We start from the raw sequence: 18,268 nt of genomic DNA on the forward strand, positions 1-18,268 counted from the left end.
CGGCTTTATGTCCGGGCGACTATCATTACATCAGTACCAGAGAAAAGACACTCAGCCAGATCAATTGAGTCCAGTAGGACAAGCGTTGATACAAACCCGCACCGTGCTTAACCTGAAACGCCTTGACCAGTTTGGCCGTGAAAAACATCGAAATTAAGACTATCAGGATAGAAAAAACACGAAACCAGGGAGAAACCAGTTCAGAGCTCGGGCTAATAGCCACAAAGACCGGGGCCAGTAATAAGGTTAACATTACGACCGAGCCGGCAGTAGAATGGATCAAACAGTGGCGGCTGGGGGTTGGTGTATAAGGGTCTTTATCCATTGGAAAATAACCTGCAATCCAGGTACCAATGCCATGAAAAACAATCAGCATCCCGGTAATGTAAAACGCGATACTGACCTCAGGTAACTGTGTGACATGCCAGCCAAAAATCACAAACATCACGCTCAATGGGTAATTATTAATCCAGGGCGATAGCTTTTGAGTTGGGCTTCCGGCGGCCCCCAGTTCACTACAAAATTGATTAAAATGATCATAGTTTGGATAAAATCGACCCGCTATATAAACACCGCATGTTATCCACACGGTTGCGACCAGGCCTAATAACGCTGCAAAATATTCAAACATCTGCTTGCTCCTTGTTTCAGGTAAAGCTGTAGATGACGGTTAAACGCTTTTTTTATTGTTCTGCACCAATATAAAAAACAACTTGTATACTAAGTGCTAATACAATGTACCCATTAACGACTCAAATTGCAAAAGAATGGGCTACACAACGCAACCGACGATACCATGTCCAGGATATAAAAATTCACGAAACAAAATAAAATATTTAAAAATCAGTTAGTTAAAAAACACCATTGATATAAGAGGGTTTTTTAGATAGTGAAAAGTTGGACAAAAACAAAGCAAAAAACATATTATTAATTTTGTTCACATTTAATGATCTTAAGTTACAAGGTGAGTCACTATCTGTGGAAGGATCAAAATATTATATGAAGGAAACTAACATGCAAAAACTTATTACGCTGACTGCTATTGCAGCCTGTCTGATCTCACTTAGCAGCACAGCTCTGGCAAAGGGCAGCAACCCCGGAGATTTCCGTTACTATCACTTTCAGTGCCTGGACAGCAACCAGGTTCAACTTTGGTTCAGGATTTCACAGACTTATAACCCAACATTTGCCACCAGCTGTGAAAACGATGGCGGCAGGCTCAAAGTCACCAAAGTGTTTTGGTAGACAAAACAAAAGGATCTATTAAGTCATAATGGCCATGCCAATGGCCACTTCCAGCATTCTGAAGAACATTTCGGCATTAAACTGATCTCACTTTTTCTTGCATTCACGAAAAAGTGCCAATACACTGTGCCCGTTCGAAAGACAAACGAATACTTATTATCCAATTTATATCAATCAACCGCAGAGGAGAAAAAATATGACTAACACATCACGTTCCTTTGCAGGTCTTGTCCGCTAATTAGCTGAAAGCGACTTAACTCTTGTTAGCTTTCTGACAAAGCTATTACCCGGTCTCGCCATTGTGAACAGGCGAGTAAATAGATCTGCCAATTCGTTTTACACTAAAAATTATAGTGCTCTTTTATGAGCAAGGAATTGGTATTATGGGCAGATCCGTCCAACAAATTACACCCAACGTCAGCCTGATCGCGTCTGAAGAGACCTGGATCGAAGGTCTGGCAATTCAACAACTTAAAAAAACATCAGAATTGGCTGGTATGCAACAGGTTGCCGGTATGCCGGACTTACACCCGGGCAGAGGGTACCCGATTGGTGCGGCATTTTTTACCACAGGTCAGATATACCCTGCTCTGGTCGGCAACGACATCGGTTGTGGTATGTCTCTTTGGCAAACATCAATGAAAACATCAAAAGTGCATTTGGATAAGTTAGTCAAAAAATTTATCCATGTCGAATGCCCACTTGATGAAAGCTGGCACGACTATGTTGCAGAGCGCAAACAAGCAAAGCAAATAGCAAACAACCAGTTTGATCATGCTCTGGGCACAATTGGTGGAGGTAACCACTTCGCTGAGTTTCAGTCTATTGACAAGATCTACGATAAGACAACCATTACTGAATTAGGACTGGACAAGCGCAGCTTGCAACTCTTGGTACATTCAGGCTCACGAGGGCTTGGGCAATCAATTTTGGCCGATCATGTCTCCAGATTCAACCACGCAGGGCTGACCCATTCAGATAAAGCATTTGAAGCGTACCTGACCAGGCACGATGAAGCACTGCGCTGGGCTGAACTGAACCGTGAATTAATTGCACTTCGATTTCTCGACGCAATTCGTACCAAAGGCACATGCGTTCTGGATATAAACCACAACCTGATGTCACCCAAAACACTGGCTGGCGTTGAAGGCTGGTTACATCGTAAAGGGGCAACCCCAAGTGATCGTGGGTGCGTAATGATCCCAGGTTCGCGCGGCGATTACAGTTACCTGGTTAAACCTAAAAACACTACTGAACCACATCTCAGCTTATGTTCACTGGCACATGGCGCTGGCAGAAAATGGAAACGGGGCGAATGTCAGGGACGCCTGAGTCACAAATACAAGCGCGATGATTTATATCGCACAGAGCTGGGCAGCCGAGTGATCTGTGGTAACAAAGAACTACTTTATGATGAAGCGCCACAAGCGTACAAAAAGTGTGAAACCGTAATTGCTGATATGGAGGACGCAGGTCTCATTGACGTTGTTGCCCGCTTTAAACCGGTATTGACCTTTAAAACCAATGGAGACTGTAGCGGATGATTTTATTGCAACTTTCTTCAGGACAAGGCCCGGCTGAATGCTGTCGGGCTGTGGCCCTGGCAGTAAGTCATATCACGCGACAATGCCATAAAGCGGGTGTCGGGCTAACTGTGATTGAAACGACCTTCTCCGACAACAAGGAGGGATACAAATCCATTTTACTCAGATTATATTCTGCAGATGATGATGCCATGGCTACACAACTTGCACACCAGTGGCAAGGCTCAATGCTGTGGGTATGCCAGAGTCCCTACCGGCCACGACATAAGCGCAAAAACTGGTTTTTTAGCGGCGCGGTTACAGAAGTAGATGAACATACAATGAGTAAAGAAATCACCTTTCAGCGCTGCCGGGCTTCGGGTGCAGGTGGCCAGCATGTTAACACCACAGATTCTGCTGTCAGGGCAACGCATACCCAGACAGGGATCTGCGTAAGAGCAGAAAGTGAGCGCAGTCAGCACGCCAATAAACGCATAGCCATCGCCCTCATATTCAACAAACTGGAGGCGATGAAATCCCAGCAACGACATGATCAGGCCAAAATGCGCTGGCAGCAACACCAGACACTTGAAAGAGGTGCGCCAAAGCGCACCTTCACAGGTGAACAGTTTAAGGAAAAACGATGACCAAATGTCGCCTGGGATGCAACTCACATCCAAAAGGATTTAGAGAAATCACCCGTCAACTCGGATCGCAATACGGTGCTCTAATCACACTCGTTGCATTTCAGCAAACAGAAGCCAACAACAAAAACAGCCGCCATTCCGTGCCAAGTGATGTGCTTAAATCGCAAGTCGACAGACTTCAGTGGCCAGCCAGATCTGAAGGGCACCGCATGTTGGTCATTGGAAATCAGGGGGTCGAGCTAAGCAGAACCGGGCGCTTTTAAACTTAAGCGCTAAGCCTCATTGCCAGAAACGGTGACTCAGCAAACTATCCTACCCTATCACTTAGTCTCGCAATTAAATTCAACAAGCGTGTTGATTAACAAACACCAACACGCTTGTTGAAATCACATGTCGAATTCAAGCCGGTCTGTCATAGCCAGCAATAATCGTCGTATGCGCAACTGATGCGTCGAAGTACCGTGCTTTGACTTGTAAATAATCCTCATCAGAAAAAAAACGCTCGGACGCCTCTTTACTTGGAAAGTGAATAGTGAAAACCCGGTTAATCGGTTCATTGGTCTCGGATCTGAGGACTTCACTGACAACTAAATCGTATCCAAACCCGCCATGATATAGACTTAAAATAGGCTTCATCGCTGCACGGTACTGCGCATATACCGCATTATCCGATACGGCTAACCCGACTAAATATTCATACACCTCTATCTTTCCTTTCCGATCCAGGAGAATTAATTGTTTCCAATTGCTCAGCAGTTCACTTCACTGCTACCTAAGCCAAACCCAAGTGACGACATATTAATGAAACTGCTATCGATTAAGCGCCCTGACCAAGAGGCCTTCGCTTGGCACCTTTTAAATTTAATGTGCAGACCAGTTGAGTAAAGTCGGACGGTCGCCACTACAAGTTTCATCCGTGATACGCATAGACACTGATTTATTAGCCATCCATATAGCCAGGAGTGCCGAATACTGTGTTGCCCCAGGCTCTTTCGAAGTGTCAATCGCAACAACATTTCCCGGGTGTCCACATCCTTTGGAAGTATGAGATTTATCTATACTGATCGTAAATTGATTGCCATAGAACTCGATAATTTGAATCTTCGCACCACTCACCTGGCTTATTCCTGCTTGAGAAAACATTGAAGCCATGGCCAGAGCGCTCATCAGGAGATATTTTTTCATGATCTTTCTCTAAAGTTATATCGATTTATAAAATTTCAGACAGTTGTAAGCCTCTCACACAGGCCGAACGTATATTCCTACAAAGTACAATTGCCTACAACCCGAATGAGCACGACCTATATCAGTACAACTTTCACACGAAAATCCGAAATGGGCCAATATATAACGCTAACCTGCTTAAAGGATCACAGCATATCCAGCACCCAAGCTTACCAAGATTTCAGCCTATTCGACTTCCCCCTTAGTGCGCTTTGTCTTTACCAAATAGGCAACACTCAATCCACTGATAAAACCAAAAACATGGCTTGAACTGCTCGTTTGTGCAGAAAAATCAAACAGGGTCGCTAAAAAGCTGATGTTGGCGTAATAAGTGAGTATCAATAAAGCGATAAAACTCACAATACCCAGCACATTGCGATTAAATACAGCTGCGCCAAGTAATAGACCAAAATAGCCCATAACCACGCCCGATGCACCAATATGATTACCTGAGCCTGCGAAAAGCCAGACGAGCAACCCTGTCGTAACAACAATAAACAAGGTTGCCCTTTTAAAGTTAGGCAACCTAGCAGCCAGATATCCACTGATGGATAAGCCTACCAGATTGCTCGCCAAATGGCCCCAACTACCATGGATAAAAGGCGCAGTAAACACGCCGCCCAAATGATTTACACTCAGTGGGATCATACCAAAACGCGCGACAGGTAACCCAAAGACACTGCCTAACAAGTGTACTACAATCATCAAAACCATCGCGTAAACGACCCAAATAAAATTGGGCGGTAAAACCAATGCACGCTTACTCATTTTTACCCTTATTATTTTGGTATCAAGATTTGCTAAATCTGAGGCAAAAAAATAGCGCCATCAGGCGCTATTTTTCTTTTACTTTCAATTAGAAAGGCATTTTGAATCCCGGAGGCATCTGCATGCCGCCGGTGACTTCTGACATGCGCTTCTGCGACTCTTCGCCTACGCGGCGTACAGCGTCATTTACCGCAGCTGCAAGCAGGTCTTCGATCATGTCTTTGTCATCTTCCATTAGGCTTTCGTCGATCTCTACACGGCGCACATTGTGGCTGCCGAGCATAGTGACTTTAACCAGGCCTGCACCTGCTTCACCAACCACTTCAAGGTTTTTAATCTCTTCCTGGGCTTTTTCCATGCGCTCTTGCATTTGCTGCGCCTGCTTCATGATATTGCCCATTCCACCTTTAAACATACTCTGCTCTCTTACACTTCAAAAATTAAAATTCTATGGGATACAAGATAAGGGCTTACTCGCGCAATTACAATGCCCTTACCGACTTTTCATCGACCGAGGCCTCAAACTCACGGGCAAAGGCCTGGATCACGGGATCGTGATTAACCGCATCGACCGCCTGAAGATATCTCTGCTGATCAATATCCTGCTGGATCAAAAACGGGGTGTCAGTTACCACGTCAACAAATTCGATATTCAACTCGACCGGTGTATTTAGTCGCTCAGTCAGACTTTCATGCAGTTTTTCTCTGAGCATGCTGGAGTCCAGATGCTGCTGGCTTTGCTCCACTTGCAATGTACAGTGCTGATCCCGACGATGAAACATAGCATGCAGTGCAAATTGTCTTACCCGACCGCCGAGCTGCATTTGTTCAATCATCTGGGCCCAGTCATCTTTTTGATGGGCGAATTTAATATCGCTGATCGGGCTGACAAAATTTTCAGGTGCAGGTATATCCAGCGTACCTTCCTGTGATTCCTGCTCGTCTGGAGCCTGTGGTGCTAATTGCTCAAGCAACTCAGGTGCCAGCTTACTCTCGTCCTTCTTAAAGCGCTCAGCCATATCTGGCTTCTTCGCTTTACGAACCGAGGCAACAGGCTGAAAACTTTGCTGCGGCTGCGCTTGCTGAGACACCTGCTCTCGCATCTGGGTTTCTGCAGGCCCACTTTGCATAGGCTCTGCTGACGTTGGCGGGAAGTGTCTGCCTGATGCAACAGCGCCGGACTCAGGTCCAGCTCCCTGCTGTGGCTCAGACTTTTTTCCTTCGTCCTCTCCTCCCAACAACTTACCCGCACCGGAAATTTGCCGGTTTTGTAATATCCGGGCAATCGCCGACTGCGCCTGTTGCTGCTTTTGTGCCAGTTGCTGAACCGGTGTGTGCTCCGGTTGTTGACCCTGCTCCGGTTGCTGATGCGCAGGCATTGGCTGAGACTGAGGCTCGCTCTGGTACTGCTCATACCCCTGAGATTCGGCCTGAGCCATAATGTCCTGGTATTGTTGCTCAATCGAAGCATCGCCCGGCAGCGGCTGAGGTGCTGAAGGCGGAGTCTGTTTCGGAGCTGCACCTTCATCCTGAATAACTGGTGCCACTCGCTCTGGCCTGGCCTGCGGTACCGGAACCTGGTGCGCGGGGACATCCGCTTGGTGAGCAGTAACTGGTCCATCATTTTGTTGCACCTGTGCAGGCGGAGCACTCTGATGCGTTAGCGGTGCGCCTGGCTGTGCAGCCACCTCCGCAGTCTTTTGCGGTGCAGGTTGCGGATCTGGCGTTACCACCGGACTTTGCGTTGTTGCACTATGATGTTCAGGGGCAGATACAGAGGTTTGAGCCTGTGGGCCACGTGGCTTTGCACTCAGCATGTCTCTGAGCTTGCCAACCTTTCCCGGATCCTTTGCCGCTGCGGCTGGCACTGAGCCAGTCGGCTGGCTAAAGTCAGCCTGTTCAAATGCCAGCAACCTCAGCATGATCATTTCGAAGCCCAGCTTAGGCTCAGGTGCCCAGCTCAGATCTTTTTTCCCGGCCAACAATAACTGATACATAAACTGCGTGTTTTGCGGCGTTAACTGCTGTGCCAATGTCTTCACCTGCTCAGCCTCAAACTGACCAAAATTGGCCGCCTGAGGTACCAACTGAGTTAACTGAACCAGATGCAGTAAACTAATTAAATCGTCCAGCACGCTGGTGAAATTACCATTTTTCAGGGCAATGTCGGCAACTTCTGCCAACAAGGCTTCTCCGTCTTGTGACAATACAGCAGCCATCAGCAACACGGCATGACTGCTGTCCATCAGGCCAAGCATTTGCTGTACTGCTGGTAAAGTCAGCTCGCCATTGGTTTGCGCAATCGCCTGATCGGTCAGGCTGAGTGCATCACGCATACTACCGTCTGCGGCTTTAGCCAGCACTTCTAACGCGGGCTCTTCAAAATTGACAGATTCCTGAGGCAGAATTTGCGACAATTGCGTTACTATCTGGCTCTGTGCCATAGCATTGAGGTTAAACTGCAAACAGCGCGATAAGATGGTGATCGGTAATTTTTGCGGATCTGTCGTCGCCAGCAGAAACTTAACATGCTCAGGTGGCTCTTCCAGGGTTTTCAGCAAAGCATTAAAACTGTGCTTGGACAACATGTGCACTTCATCGATCAGATACACTTTGTAGCGACCCCGAGTCGGTGCATATTGTACGTTGTCCAGAATTTCTCTCGTGTCTTCAACTTTTGTGCGCGATGCGGCATCTATCTCGATAAGGTCAATGAACTTACCGGCTTCTATCTCTTCACACGCACTACATTGACCACACGGTGTGGAAGTGATCCCCACCTCACAATTCAGGCTCTTGGCGAAGATCCTGGCAATGGTCGTTTTACCCACTCCACGAGTACCTGTGAACAGATAGGCATGATGCAAACGTTGCTCATTCAATGCATTAATGAGCGCCTGTTTAACATGCTCCTGCCCCATCATCTCGTGGAACGACTGTGGACGCCATTTACGCGCCAGAACCTGATAACTCATCGTGCGTTACTCGCCGTCAAACTCGACCAGTTTAAGCACTTTAATGCCCATGTCTGCAACGCGCTTCTCACCGCCCAGTTCTGGCAATGAAATTACAAAGGCGGCGTCTGTCGCTTTACCACCAAGACGCTCAACCAGTTTAGCGGTCGCTTCAATGGTACCACCGGTTGCCAGTAAATCATCAACCAATAGAACTTTATCGCCCTGTTCGACAGCATCAGTATGCAGCTCTAATACATCTTCACCATACTCAAGCTGATAAGATTGGCTAATCACTTCGCGCGGTAACTTGCCAGGCTTACGTACCGGAATAAAAGGCAAACCCAATTCATAAGCCAACGGCGCACCAAAGATAAAGCCACGAGACTCAGTACCAATAATCTTGGTAAAGCCCTGATCTTTGTATGCTTCAACCAGGCAATCCATCGTTGCTTTGAATGCTGCCGGGTTAGCCAACAAGGTCGTCACATCACGGAACATGATCCCTTCTTTCGGGTAGTTAGGAACCGTTGCGATGCTGTCTTTAATCAGTGACAAATTTGCTTGTGTCATAATCGAATGCTTAATAAGTTTTAATATCAAAGAGCTCGATTATAACAAGAAAGCAATGACATGAAATGCCAGGAGGCAGGATTTTGCGATAATTTCGCAATGTTCGGATAGAAAAAAACCACCCAATCGACAGGTGGCTTTTTAACTCTAGGTTCTATGTAGCGATTAAGCGCTCAGTGCAGTCGCCCAGCCTAGAATTGCATTCAGGCAACCAATGCCAGCAAATACAGCGATAAAAGCCAGGAAATACTTCGCGTTGAACGGATCTTTGAAATCACCTTTAGACATATTACACCTTTATTTATTAAGCGCTGGGTGAGCAAGCAGCCTGAAGAGGGCAAAACTGCCCGGGATCAGCCGCCTGTCCTGCACTCAGCATAAGCACGACAAAACGGCGCCCATAATAATCGAACTTAACAAACTGATAAAGGGGAATTATGCTTTTTTATCGACCAATATACCAAGGCGAACAAACTGACTGAGCGTCTGGATCGCACCATTGATCAGGGTCTCTTTGTCAAATTGGCTAAATTGCTCGGCCAGATGTGCGGCCAACGCGCCTATGGTTATCCCGGGGTTAACAACAATGTTTTGGATCAACAATGCCGTCATTGGATTAGTTTCGATAAATTGTACGTCAAATGCCCTATCGCGATAAACGATAAAGCAATGAGGGCCTGAGGTACTTTGAGGCTGATAGTCACAAGTTATCTGATGCACCGGATACTGATAACTTACACTCCGTGCAGCTTGCGCCAGATGAAGCCCCGATTGTTCAGACAAAGGCAGCGGTATTGGCAACTCCGCTTCGGCTTCCTGTACAATAGCCACTTCCAACTCAGTCCACTCATAATGGGCCAGTTCGAGCATAAAAGGCGGATCAGCAGGTGTGGGTGTATACTCCTCTTGCAGAAAGCCCAAAAACTCCCGACTGATCTCCAAAAAGTAGGGAGACAGGCAGTCATGCTGACTAAAAAACGCCCGCACCAGAGTTAACCAAGTTTGTTCATCATATAGGCTTTTCAGCACCGGAAATGTGGAGGCGACAAACCCTTCAATATTATTAAAAAATAGCTCGCGATAAACTTGCATCCGCCTGTCTTCAATACCCTTCGGCGCGGGATATTTGATCGGATTTTTAATGTGGGCCATAAAATCGGCCTGGATTTGCTGAAATGACATCAAGCGATCCCTCTTTGTGATTTATCCAGACGCTGTACAGCATGGATCTGATCCACCTCATCCAATAACTGAGGCATCGGCGGAATGTTGAAGTCTCGTTCAAGCAAAGTCGGAAACACACCATGTATGCGATACGCCTCCTGCAACAGCTGCCAGACAGGGTCGCACACTGCATCGCCATGCGTATCGACCAGCAGGTCTTCAGCCTCAACATAATGACCAGCTATGTGGCCATATGCAATGCGCTCACTGGGCATTGCCGCAAGAAACGCGTTGGCATCATAACCATGATTAATTGAGTTGACGTAAATATTGTTCACATCCAGCAGCAAATCACAATCGGCCTCTTCCAATACCGCCAGGGTAAAGTTCAGCTCCGATAATTGCTGACCAGGCGCAGCGTAATAGGAAACGTTTTCTACCGCGATGCGACGCTCCAGGCGTGCTTGTACTTCCCGGATCCTTGCTGCGGTGTGCATTACAGCTTCTTCAGTGAAAGGGATCGGCATCAAATCGTACATGTGCCCGTCCCCTGAACAATAGCTCAAGTGCTCGCTATAGCACCGTATGTTATGCTGGCTAAAAAAGGTTTTCAGATTACTGACAAACTCGGTATCAAGCGGTGCTGGTGATCCGAGTGATAATGACAAACCATGACAGACAAATGGGTGCCGGGCCGTTAACTCTGAAAACTGAGCAGCGTATTTGCCACCGAGCGTCATCCAGTTTTCGGGGGCGACTTCGTAATAGTCTACCTGCGGAGGCGGTACAGCCAGAATGTCATCCAGCATTTCACGCCTCAGGCCCATGCCAACCATACCAAACGGTTTATTCATTATCACTCCTTAGCCTAATCACTGATTATGCGTGGCCACCGCACTTGCCTTCACCACACTTACCTTCTTTTTTGGTTTTGCCACCACATTTACCTTCGCCGCATTTACCTTCTTTTTTACCTTTGGCATCGCCGCCACATTTACCTTCGCCGCATTTGCCTTCTTTTTTACCTTTAGCATCGCCGCCACATTTGCCTTCGCCGCATTTACCTTCACCTGCGTCTAACTGATAACCAGCCGTCATCTGCTCAAAGCTAAATGGATTAGCAGCAGCCTCTGGTGCGCTAAATGTAGCCGCAGTAACGACAGCGGCACCTAATGTCATTGCAAGTGTGTTAGTTTTCTTTACTGATTTCATGTTGTTCTCTCTCAATCGGTAGCAATAAAAAATGGATGATTCGCTTAGTAGACCACGGACTGAAGATATTTATTTCAGCATTTGAGAAATTTTTATCTCCATTTCCCTATTAATAATCTGCTCCTCTCGTATAGAATAGCGCGAATTTTTTCTGGTGCGGTAATAATGAAGCTATTTTTGGCCCCGATGGAGGGCGTTGTCGATTTTAAAATGCGTGAACTGCTCACCGATCTTGGTGGGTTCGATATGTGTGTCACTGAGTTTATTCGTGTTGTAGACCTGACACTGCCGCGCCGTGTCTTTGTGCGTTACTGTCCTGAGCTGCTCAATGGCGGGTTAACCCGCGCAGGCACGCCTGTGCGTATTCAACTGCTTGGCCAGGTGCCACAGGCGTTGGCCGCTAATGCCAGAAAAGCTGTAAAGCTGGGCTCTCACGGTGTTGATCTTAATTTTGGGTGTCCAGCTAAGACGGTCAACAAGAGTAAAGGTGGCGCAGTACTGCTCAAAGAGCCTGAGCAAATATATCAAATCATTCGCGCTGTTCGCGAAGCAGTACCGCAAGAGCACGAAGTCAGTGCCAAAATTCGACTTGGCTTTGACGACGATGCAAACAGCACAGAGATTGTCGACGCCGTACAAAGCGCAGGCGCATCCAGCCTGGTGATCCACGCCCGCACCAAACGTGATGGCTATAAACCACCGGCCTACTGGGAGAAAATTCCTCCGCTTCTGGAAAGGCTGACAATTCCTGTTGTCGCCAATGGCGAAATCTGGCAAGTAGAGGATGCAATTCGTTGCCAGCAGCGCAGCGCCTGCGACAATCTGATGTTAGGCCGGGGCGCATTGGCCACCCCAGATCTGGCAGCCAAGATAAAAGCACACATCGAAGGACGAGACTACCGTCCACTTGAGTGGCAGGAAGTGGTTTATCACATATTACATTCCTCAATGCATCAGGACCCTGAGGTAGGTGAAAAGTACTTTTCATCACGCACCAAGCAGTGGCTAGGTTACTTAAAGTTACAATACCCTCAGGCTCATACCTTATTCGATGAGATAAAACGTCTGAAAAGCAAAGATGACGTGGTAACCGTGCTGGATAAATACGCAAAGTCCCCGCTGATTGATTCAAATCATAACAATGAGCCGACTGCCTAATAGATAATGGATGCTCAGAAAAGGAGAAGAGCGCCATGAATGAGAATTTAAAGAATCACTATCAGGTAAAACTGCAGGCTGAGCTCGACCAGATCCGACACGAGTTTCTTGCGGATTTAAAACAAGCCAGTAACCATGCGACCGAGGCGTTGATCAGCACATTACAGTCAGCGCCACCACACGAATGGGTCGATATCGCAACAGACAGGATCTGTCCGGGTCAATTTCCGAACTTTGAACGCTTGGTCAAAGTAGAAGCCGCAATTTGCCAGATGGACATAGGCCAGTTTGGCTACTGCTGTGACTGTGAGAAGAAAATTGAAGACACCCTGCTCGCCGTTGACCCGGCCGCACAAAGGTGCCTTGAATGCCTGGCTAAGCAGAAGTAACTTGGTTTAACAACACAAAACTGGTTGCAGGAAAGAAAAGGATATTCTTCAGCAAAACAAAGGCCTGGTCTTCATTCAGCGCTAACCTAGACTGCAGTGCCAACAGAGCTTGTTTCTGCGACCACGCAAAGTAATGCACCCCCAAATCCACTTCCATCATGACTGCGGCGAATTGAAGTTCGCCTTTGGTCCACTTGGTATCACACTGACTGACAGTTTGGCGCAAAGATACGAATTGGTCCCGCCAGTTTAAACCCGCAACTTTATCGCACTTAGCCAGCAGCTGATGTACCAAAGGATCACTTGCCTTGTAATTCACCCGTACCATAACGTCCCTGGTATCATTCGTTACACTCTGTAATTTACTAAACAAGGATTCAGGTGCACTCACAGAGCCACCATAGAAATTGAGCTTGCTCTGATACCACTCTTTGCCGTTCGGCAGCTGGTACATCCCCAGAGACGACCTGACCCGATAACTTTCCAAATACTCCGCCAGCTGCTGCGCAGCTTGTGATTGTCTGGTTACCTCAGGCGTAAGATGTTCAAGCAACTGATTTCTCTCTAACCGGTTAAGCACAATTTTACTTTCCCGGGCTTCGCTCAGACGTGACTCTACATATCCGTACCAGGTATCCAGTTGAGACGACAACACACCACGCTCTTGTGCAACCTTGGGGAGATTAATATGTACCGGCCAGGGTAAAAAGCGTTCAGGGTATCTCTGCTGTATGCTCAGATACTGACTTTCCTGAGCTGCTATTTCCGTAAAACTACTCAAGTCTGCGCGCTGTAAAAGATCGTGACGTTTTTTCAGATAAAGTTCTGTAAAAGGTAATCCGGCAAGGTCATTCTCAGGTAAACCCTGCGACTGACTTACAGATGAAAACCAATTAAGTTGCCTGAGCTGCGCCGACAACTCTGTGTAAGGGAGGTTTACTTGCGGCTCAGTGCAGCCGCCAATCATAGTTAGCAGCACAAGTGCTGAGGACACATAATGCCGAGAGGTTTTCATGTCGGTTTATCCACTTTGTTTCACGTTGCAGATATGCACTAGGCACAGCTGATCCCAATCGGGTTAGATTATAACAAAGATGAGGAGAGATTTTAGTACTTAAATCAGCGTACTAAGCTCGAATATATCACTGTGGATGACAGCGTTAGGTGAGCTGGGGCTATAAAAGCAAAAAGCCCCTTGCGGGGCTTTTTCGACTTAAAGGCTGATGCCTTTACGCTGTGCTTTCTCTTTAATGAAAGAGGCCCAGCTGCGAGCAAATTTACGTGTTCTAGGATCTTCCTGAGCCTTAACAATCGCAGTATATGCTTGCTTATACTTTTCCTGATACAGGTAAGCTTCCGCCAAGTCTGAGTAGATTGTGCCTTTTTTCTCAGAACCCAGTTCCAACGCTTTGTTCAAACGAACAACGGCTGCGCTGTACTGCTGATCCTGAAGTAACAAGCTACCAGCTTTGCGGTATAACTCAGCATCTTCGTCAAACTTTGCAGCTTCTTCATAGTACTTAGCAGCATCGCTGATGTGCTTAGCCTGATGATAGTAGCTGGCAACAGCCGTCACGTTTTGCTTAGTGCGCTTAACCTTCTCCTCTTTGACCGACTTTTCCATCACCTTAGCGGCTTTGTATGGAATTTCGTTCAATGAGTAGTAGCTGCTCAGAATTTTATAATGGTTTTCTTTTTCAAAATAACCATTTTTATAAGCCACTTCCATCACGGTTTGACCTTTTTTGTAGTCTTCCGTTTGCATATAGAAGGAGCCCAACTGAGTCCACATTTTCGGGTCTTCAGGGAACAGTTTCACCAGCTCTTCAGCCACCTTTACGGCGTTTTTGAACTGCTTAAGCTCAAAGTAAGAACCAATTTTAAGCATATAGAATGACTTATTTGGTTCTTCTTTGTTTAGCGCAATTGCCTGGTCCGCCGGCTCAATCACATCTCTGAACTGCTTGAGTTCATAGTTTGCCTGAGCAATACGGCCATACACTTTAGCATCTAGCTCGCCAGTGAAATCCATCCAGTCGTAGTAAGCTTTCTTGGCACCGTCGTATTGCTCAGTACCAATCAGAAGGTCACCTAACAACTTAATTAGATCGCCTTGATCTTTAAAGTTCAGCACATCTGGCGCAATCGCCTGACGGATGTACTTGATTGCTGTTTGATACTCTTCTTTCTGAGCATACAAGTTACCCAGGTAACGGTTTACCGTAGCGCGGTCGAAGTCGTCAGACGCGTCGATTTCAAGCAATAATGCAATCGCTTCATCAACTTTGTCTTCGTTATACAAGTCAAACGCTTTGATAACCTTTTTACCAACTCGCTCACCCATAACCTTAGTTTTGGCATTTTTGCGCGCTTCGATCTTTGCAGGATCAGGGGCGGCAAATGTGGCAGTGCTTAAAGCACCGCCAGCCAAAGACATCATCAGAGCAAGAGCTGTTGCTTTAGACATTTGCTTCATACCTTACTCCTATTAGTCTTGGTTAAGTTTAAAGTCGAGTTGTACAGTAATACCTGGCTGTTTCTGAGGCTTACCATCAACGATTTTAGGTCTGTACTTCCATTTGCGAAGCGCACGTTTTGCTTCACGGTTGAAAATACGCTTTGGTTCAGCATCGATGATCTCAATGTCATCTACACCGCCCAGCTCGTTGATAGTGAAGCGCAGCTGTACCCAGCCTTCTTTACCATCACGCGCTGCTTGAGGCGGATACTTAGGTTCGATACGAACGATAGGTGTTGCTTCACCGTCACGACCGAAATCACCAGGACCACTTAAACCACCAGCTGTGCCACCGATGTCAATGCTTGGCATGTTAAAGCCAATTGCACCTGCATTTGGGTTAGCATTCTCAGGCTGAGGCGGCTGCGGTTTAGGCGGCTGCTTTGGCGGTGGAGGAGGTGGAGGCGGTACACGCTTCCTCTCCTGCACATCTGATTCAGGCGGATTCGACATAATCTCGACTATGATCTCTTCCTTCTTATTATCAGCCCTATCCGCTCCTCCTGAGATAAGATAGGACATAAAGAAGAATAAGCCGAAGGTTACTGCCCCACCTGCAAGAAGTGAAAACAGAAATCGAATCATCACTTAGCTCCAGCTATTGAAATCTTCAAGGCGTCGTCAGTTGCCTTAATCTGGTCCATTACCTTAACAACTACACCGTGTTTCGCGCCTTTATCCGCCTGGATAATAACGGTCTCGGTTTGTTGCTCAGCTAACAGATTTTCAAGGTTCGCACTTACACGCTCAACATCAACCTGACGCTTATCCATCCAAATCTCACCGTTTTCACGGATAGCGATGAAGATGTTCGCATTCTTAGTTTGTTGTGCCTGCGCAGCTTTTGGCTTTTTAACTTCAATACCAGCCTCTTTAACAAAAGAGGTAGTAACGATGAAGAAGATCAACATGATGAATACGATGTCAAGCATCGGGGTCATGTCTACTGCTGCTTCTTCTTCCTCACGAAAACGTTGTTTACGTGCCATAATAAAATCTCTCTCTAGTGATGTGGCAAGCTATCAATTAGTTTCTCTTTAGCCATCTTCGCTCTCGCTTCAAGACGGGTGCTAAAGAATACACCTGATAGTGCCGCAACCATTCCAGCCATTGTTGGTATCGTTGCCATTGAGATGCCTGAGGCCATCAATCGAGGGTTACCTGTACCTTGTGTAGCCATGGTTTCGAATACCGAAATCATACCTGTCACTGTACCTAGTAGACCGATTAACGGACACATTGCAACCAATGTTTTGATAATCAACATGCGCTCATCTAATTTTTCAGACGCTTCAGAAATCCATGCATCGCGGATTCTGTGTGCGTACCAAGATGTAGTATCTTGGCGGGCATCCCATCTGGCTACAATTCCCTTCTTAATTTTAGGAAACTCAGCCAATAGGAACCAATAGCGCTCAATCATTAATACCCACATTAGAAAGAGTGCTATCGCGACCACGTATAATACATCGCCGCCTGTAGCAACAAAATCCCTGATAGATTCCCACGTCTCCACCAGGACTAGCATTATGCTCTCTCCTTCTCCGCGTGCGCAGCAACGATACCCGCGCTTTGCTCGTCAAGAATGTGTAGGATAGATTTACTACGACCCGCAACGATAGCGTGAAGTAGGATTAACGGTAGCGCAGCAATTAGACCAAGCGCAGTAGTAACAAGAGCTAGAGAGATGTTACCTGCCATGATCTTCGGATCACCAGTACCAAATAGTGTGATTGATTCGAACGTCAGGATCATACCAACAACCGTACCTAGTAGACCTAGTAGAGGTGCGATAGCTGCAAGGATCTTGATGATGTTGATACCAGCTTCGATACGAGGCGTTTCACGTAGAATTGCTTCGTCAAGTTTAAGCTCAAGGTTTTCAACGTCTTGGTTCTTGTTGTCGTGGTACACTTTCAAGATACGACCCAGTGGGTTGCTGTCACTTGGGTTGTTAGCGTTCTTGATTTGTGCCTTGATCTTCGCACCAACCAGCATTAGGTCTAGGAAACGAACAACAGCGATTAATGCACCAAGTGCCAACAATGCAGTGATGATGTAACCTACTGTGTCACCCTGGTGCCAACGTTCTTCAACAGTTGCACGCTGAGTGTTCAGACGTAGGATAGCACCACGCGTTGGGTCAACAACGAAAGGTGTGTACTGGTCAGCAGACGTGCTCAGAAGATCAGCAACAGTTGCTAGAACGTCTGAAGAAGGTTGCTTACCTAAAGGTACGATTTGTTTGTTTTCTGCATCGTAAACAACGTAGCCGTCTTTAGTTACTAGGTTGAAGTTACCAACACGAGTTACTTGTTTAACATTGATGTCGCCGCTTAGTTCAGCTACTTCAGATTCGAAAGTAGAGATTTTTGCAGACTCAGTCATTTCAGTTTGGAAAGCAATCCAAAGCTCTTCCAACTCGCGAGTAGTTGGTAGTTCTTTAGCAGCTGCCAGTGAACGAAGTACTTCTGAACGTCCAGGCTTTTCAGCACTGATGATTGACGCTTCGATAGCACCGATTGCTTCAGCAGCGTTACGACGTACCACACCGAACATCTCACCCAGGGTACCCTGTGCGTTAAGTAGTTCAGTTTCTTTCTCAGCAAGTGTTACTTCGTTTTGCTTGAATTCCTTGTTAAGACGCTCACCACGTGCTTTTTCAGCAGCAAGGTCGCGCTTAGCTTTGTTCAGCAAAGCTTGCTTGTCAGCACGATCTGACAGGAACTCTTGTTCGCGAGCTTTGTTGATTTTACCTTCAGAGATACGGTTCTGCTTTACTTGCTCAAGGATTTTATCCAGAGACTCAGTGCTTGCATGTGCGTTCAATGCGCCACCAGCAGAAACTGTTAATGCTGCAGCAACGGCAAAACCTTTAAATAGTTTCTTCATG

Annotated in this window: 22 protein-coding genes and 1 pseudogene; 6 read left to right on the plus strand and 17 right to left on the minus strand. The window is 46.7% G+C overall.

Going from position 1 to position 18,268, the window contains the following annotated elements; translation table 11 throughout:
- Positions 1-25 precede the first annotated feature (25 nt).
- Positions 26-631, minus strand: a complete 606-nt coding sequence (locus tag CWC22_RS12120) for a DUF998 domain-containing protein (protein ID WP_125561607.1) — start codon at positions 629-631, stop codon at positions 26-28.
- Positions 632-1,014: 383 nt separating this feature from the next.
- On the opposite strand from CWC22_RS12120, the gene CWC22_RS12125 reads away from it, so the two are divergent.
- The 4 genes from CWC22_RS12125 (at position 1,015) to CWC22_RS12140 (ending at position 3,678) form a co-directional block, all read left to right on the plus strand.
- Positions 1,015-1,245: a hypothetical protein gene (locus tag CWC22_RS12125; RefSeq protein WP_138539600.1), complete on the plus strand. Its 231-nt coding sequence runs from the start codon at positions 1,015-1,017 to the stop codon at positions 1,243-1,245.
- A gap of 383 nt (positions 1,246-1,628) precedes the next feature.
- Complete coding sequence (locus CWC22_RS12130; RefSeq protein ID WP_138539601.1) at positions 1,629-2,789, plus strand: RNA ligase RtcB family protein; 1,161 nt, start codon at positions 1,629-1,631, stop codon at positions 2,787-2,789.
- Entirely contained in the window at positions 2,786-3,415 is a 630-nt protein-coding gene (gene prfH, locus CWC22_RS12135; protein WP_138539602.1) for a peptide chain release factor H, read from the plus strand. The genes CWC22_RS12130 and prfH overlap by 4 nt, the downstream gene beginning before the upstream one ends.
- Positions 3,412-3,678, plus strand: coding sequence for a hypothetical protein (locus tag CWC22_RS12140; protein WP_138539603.1), 267 nt, complete (start codon positions 3,412-3,414; stop codon positions 3,676-3,678). Before prfH ends, CWC22_RS12140 begins: the two co-directional genes overlap by 4 nt.
- Before the next feature lie 136 nt (positions 3,679-3,814).
- On the opposite strand, the gene CWC22_RS12145 is transcribed toward CWC22_RS12140, so the two are convergent.
- The 10 genes and pseudogenes from CWC22_RS12145 to CWC22_RS12185 all read right to left on the minus strand — a co-directional run.
- Complete coding sequence (locus tag CWC22_RS12145) at positions 3,815-4,117, minus strand: DUF1330 domain-containing protein (protein ID WP_125561616.1); 303 nt, start codon at positions 4,115-4,117, stop codon at positions 3,815-3,817.
- Between the two features lie 159 nt (positions 4,118-4,276).
- A complete protein-coding gene (locus CWC22_RS12150) occupies positions 4,277-4,600 on the minus strand; it encodes a hypothetical protein (RefSeq protein ID WP_138539604.1) in 324 nt (107 codons plus the stop codon).
- A 225-nt stretch (positions 4,601-4,825) separates the two neighbouring features.
- Positions 4,826-5,407 (minus strand): rhomboid family intramembrane serine protease, encoded by a 582-nt coding sequence (locus tag CWC22_RS12155; RefSeq protein ID WP_125561620.1) that lies wholly within the window; start codon positions 5,405-5,407, stop codon positions 4,826-4,828.
- An 88-nt stretch (positions 5,408-5,495) separates the two neighbouring features.
- On the minus strand, positions 5,496-5,822 hold the full coding sequence (locus tag CWC22_RS12160) for a YbaB/EbfC family nucleoid-associated protein (RefSeq protein WP_010381780.1): 327 nt from the start codon (positions 5,820-5,822) through the stop codon (positions 5,496-5,498).
- Positions 5,823-5,889: 67 nt separating this feature from the next.
- Positions 5,890-8,382: a DNA polymerase III subunit gamma/tau gene (dnaX, locus tag CWC22_RS12165; protein WP_138539605.1), complete on the minus strand. Its 2,493-nt coding sequence runs from the start codon at positions 8,380-8,382 to the stop codon at positions 5,890-5,892.
- Between the two features lie 6 nt (positions 8,383-8,388).
- On the minus strand, positions 8,389-8,934 hold the full coding sequence (apt, locus tag CWC22_RS12170) for an adenine phosphoribosyltransferase (RefSeq protein ID WP_125561624.1): 546 nt from the start codon (positions 8,932-8,934) through the stop codon (positions 8,389-8,391).
- Between the two features lie 165 nt (positions 8,935-9,099).
- On the minus strand, positions 9,100-9,222 hold the full coding sequence (locus CWC22_RS24560; RefSeq protein ID WP_010381788.1) for a hypothetical protein: 123 nt from the start codon (positions 9,220-9,222) through the stop codon (positions 9,100-9,102).
- A gap of 147 nt (positions 9,223-9,369) precedes the next feature.
- The gene (locus tag CWC22_RS12175; protein ID WP_125561626.1) at positions 9,370-10,116 is read right to left on the minus strand and encodes a DNA-binding domain-containing protein; all 747 of its coding nucleotides are present in this window, start codon (positions 10,114-10,116) and stop codon (positions 9,370-9,372) included.
- Complete coding sequence (locus CWC22_RS12180; RefSeq protein WP_138539606.1) at positions 10,116-10,952, minus strand: DUF692 domain-containing protein; 837 nt, start codon at positions 10,950-10,952, stop codon at positions 10,116-10,118. Before CWC22_RS12180 ends, CWC22_RS12175 begins: the two co-directional genes overlap by 1 nt.
- A 28-nt stretch (positions 10,953-10,980) precedes the next feature.
- Positions 10,981-11,310, minus strand: a pseudogene (locus tag CWC22_RS12185) (hypothetical protein); the annotation flags it as partial.
- Between the two features lie 165 nt (positions 11,311-11,475).
- On the opposite strand from CWC22_RS12185, the gene CWC22_RS12190 reads away from it, so the two are divergent.
- Both CWC22_RS12190 and CWC22_RS12195 read left to right on the plus strand, forming a co-directional pair.
- On the plus strand, positions 11,476-12,468 hold the full coding sequence (locus tag CWC22_RS12190; RefSeq protein WP_138539608.1) for a tRNA-dihydrouridine synthase: 993 nt from the start codon (positions 11,476-11,478) through the stop codon (positions 12,466-12,468).
- 35 nt (positions 12,469-12,503) lie between these two features.
- On the plus strand, positions 12,504-12,857 hold the full coding sequence (locus tag CWC22_RS12195) for a TraR/DksA C4-type zinc finger protein (protein ID WP_058795722.1): 354 nt from the start codon (positions 12,504-12,506) through the stop codon (positions 12,855-12,857).
- Here the strand turns inward: CWC22_RS12195 and CWC22_RS12200 are convergent.
- The 6 genes from CWC22_RS12200 to CWC22_RS12225 all read right to left on the minus strand — a co-directional run bounded on the left by CWC22_RS12200 (position 12,844) and on the right by CWC22_RS12225 (position 18,267).
- Complete coding sequence (locus CWC22_RS12200) at positions 12,844-13,872, minus strand: hypothetical protein (RefSeq protein ID WP_138539609.1); 1,029 nt, start codon at positions 13,870-13,872, stop codon at positions 12,844-12,846. The two genes, CWC22_RS12195 and CWC22_RS12200, sit on opposite strands and share 14 nt — an antisense overlap.
- 198 nt (positions 13,873-14,070) lie before the next feature.
- Complete coding sequence (locus tag CWC22_RS12205) at positions 14,071-15,333, minus strand: tetratricopeptide repeat protein (protein WP_138539610.1); 1,263 nt, start codon at positions 15,331-15,333, stop codon at positions 14,071-14,073.
- A 12-nt stretch (positions 15,334-15,345) separates the two neighbouring features.
- A complete protein-coding gene (locus CWC22_RS12210) occupies positions 15,346-15,960 on the minus strand; it encodes an energy transducer TonB (RefSeq protein WP_021032687.1) in 615 nt (204 codons plus the stop codon).
- Positions 15,960-16,364 carry an ExbD/TolR family protein gene (locus CWC22_RS12215; protein WP_010381814.1) on the minus strand — a complete coding sequence of 135 codons (405 nt, stop codon included), beginning with the start codon at positions 16,362-16,364 and terminating at the stop codon, positions 15,960-15,962. Before CWC22_RS12215 ends, CWC22_RS12210 begins: the two co-directional genes overlap by 1 nt.
- Before the next feature lie 14 nt (positions 16,365-16,378).
- Positions 16,379-16,903, minus strand: coding sequence for a MotA/TolQ/ExbB proton channel family protein (locus CWC22_RS12220; RefSeq protein ID WP_125561636.1), 525 nt, complete (start codon positions 16,901-16,903; stop codon positions 16,379-16,381).
- Entirely contained in the window at positions 16,903-18,267 is a 1,365-nt protein-coding gene (locus CWC22_RS12225; RefSeq protein ID WP_125561638.1) for a MotA/TolQ/ExbB proton channel family protein, read from the minus strand. Before CWC22_RS12225 ends, CWC22_RS12220 begins: the two co-directional genes overlap by 1 nt.
- Between the last annotated feature and the right edge of the window lies 1 nt (position 18,268).

Source organism: Pseudoalteromonas rubra (genome assembly GCF_005886805.2).
In the GTDB taxonomy this organism is placed as follows: Bacteria; Pseudomonadota; Gammaproteobacteria; order Enterobacterales; family Alteromonadaceae; genus Pseudoalteromonas; species Pseudoalteromonas rubra_D.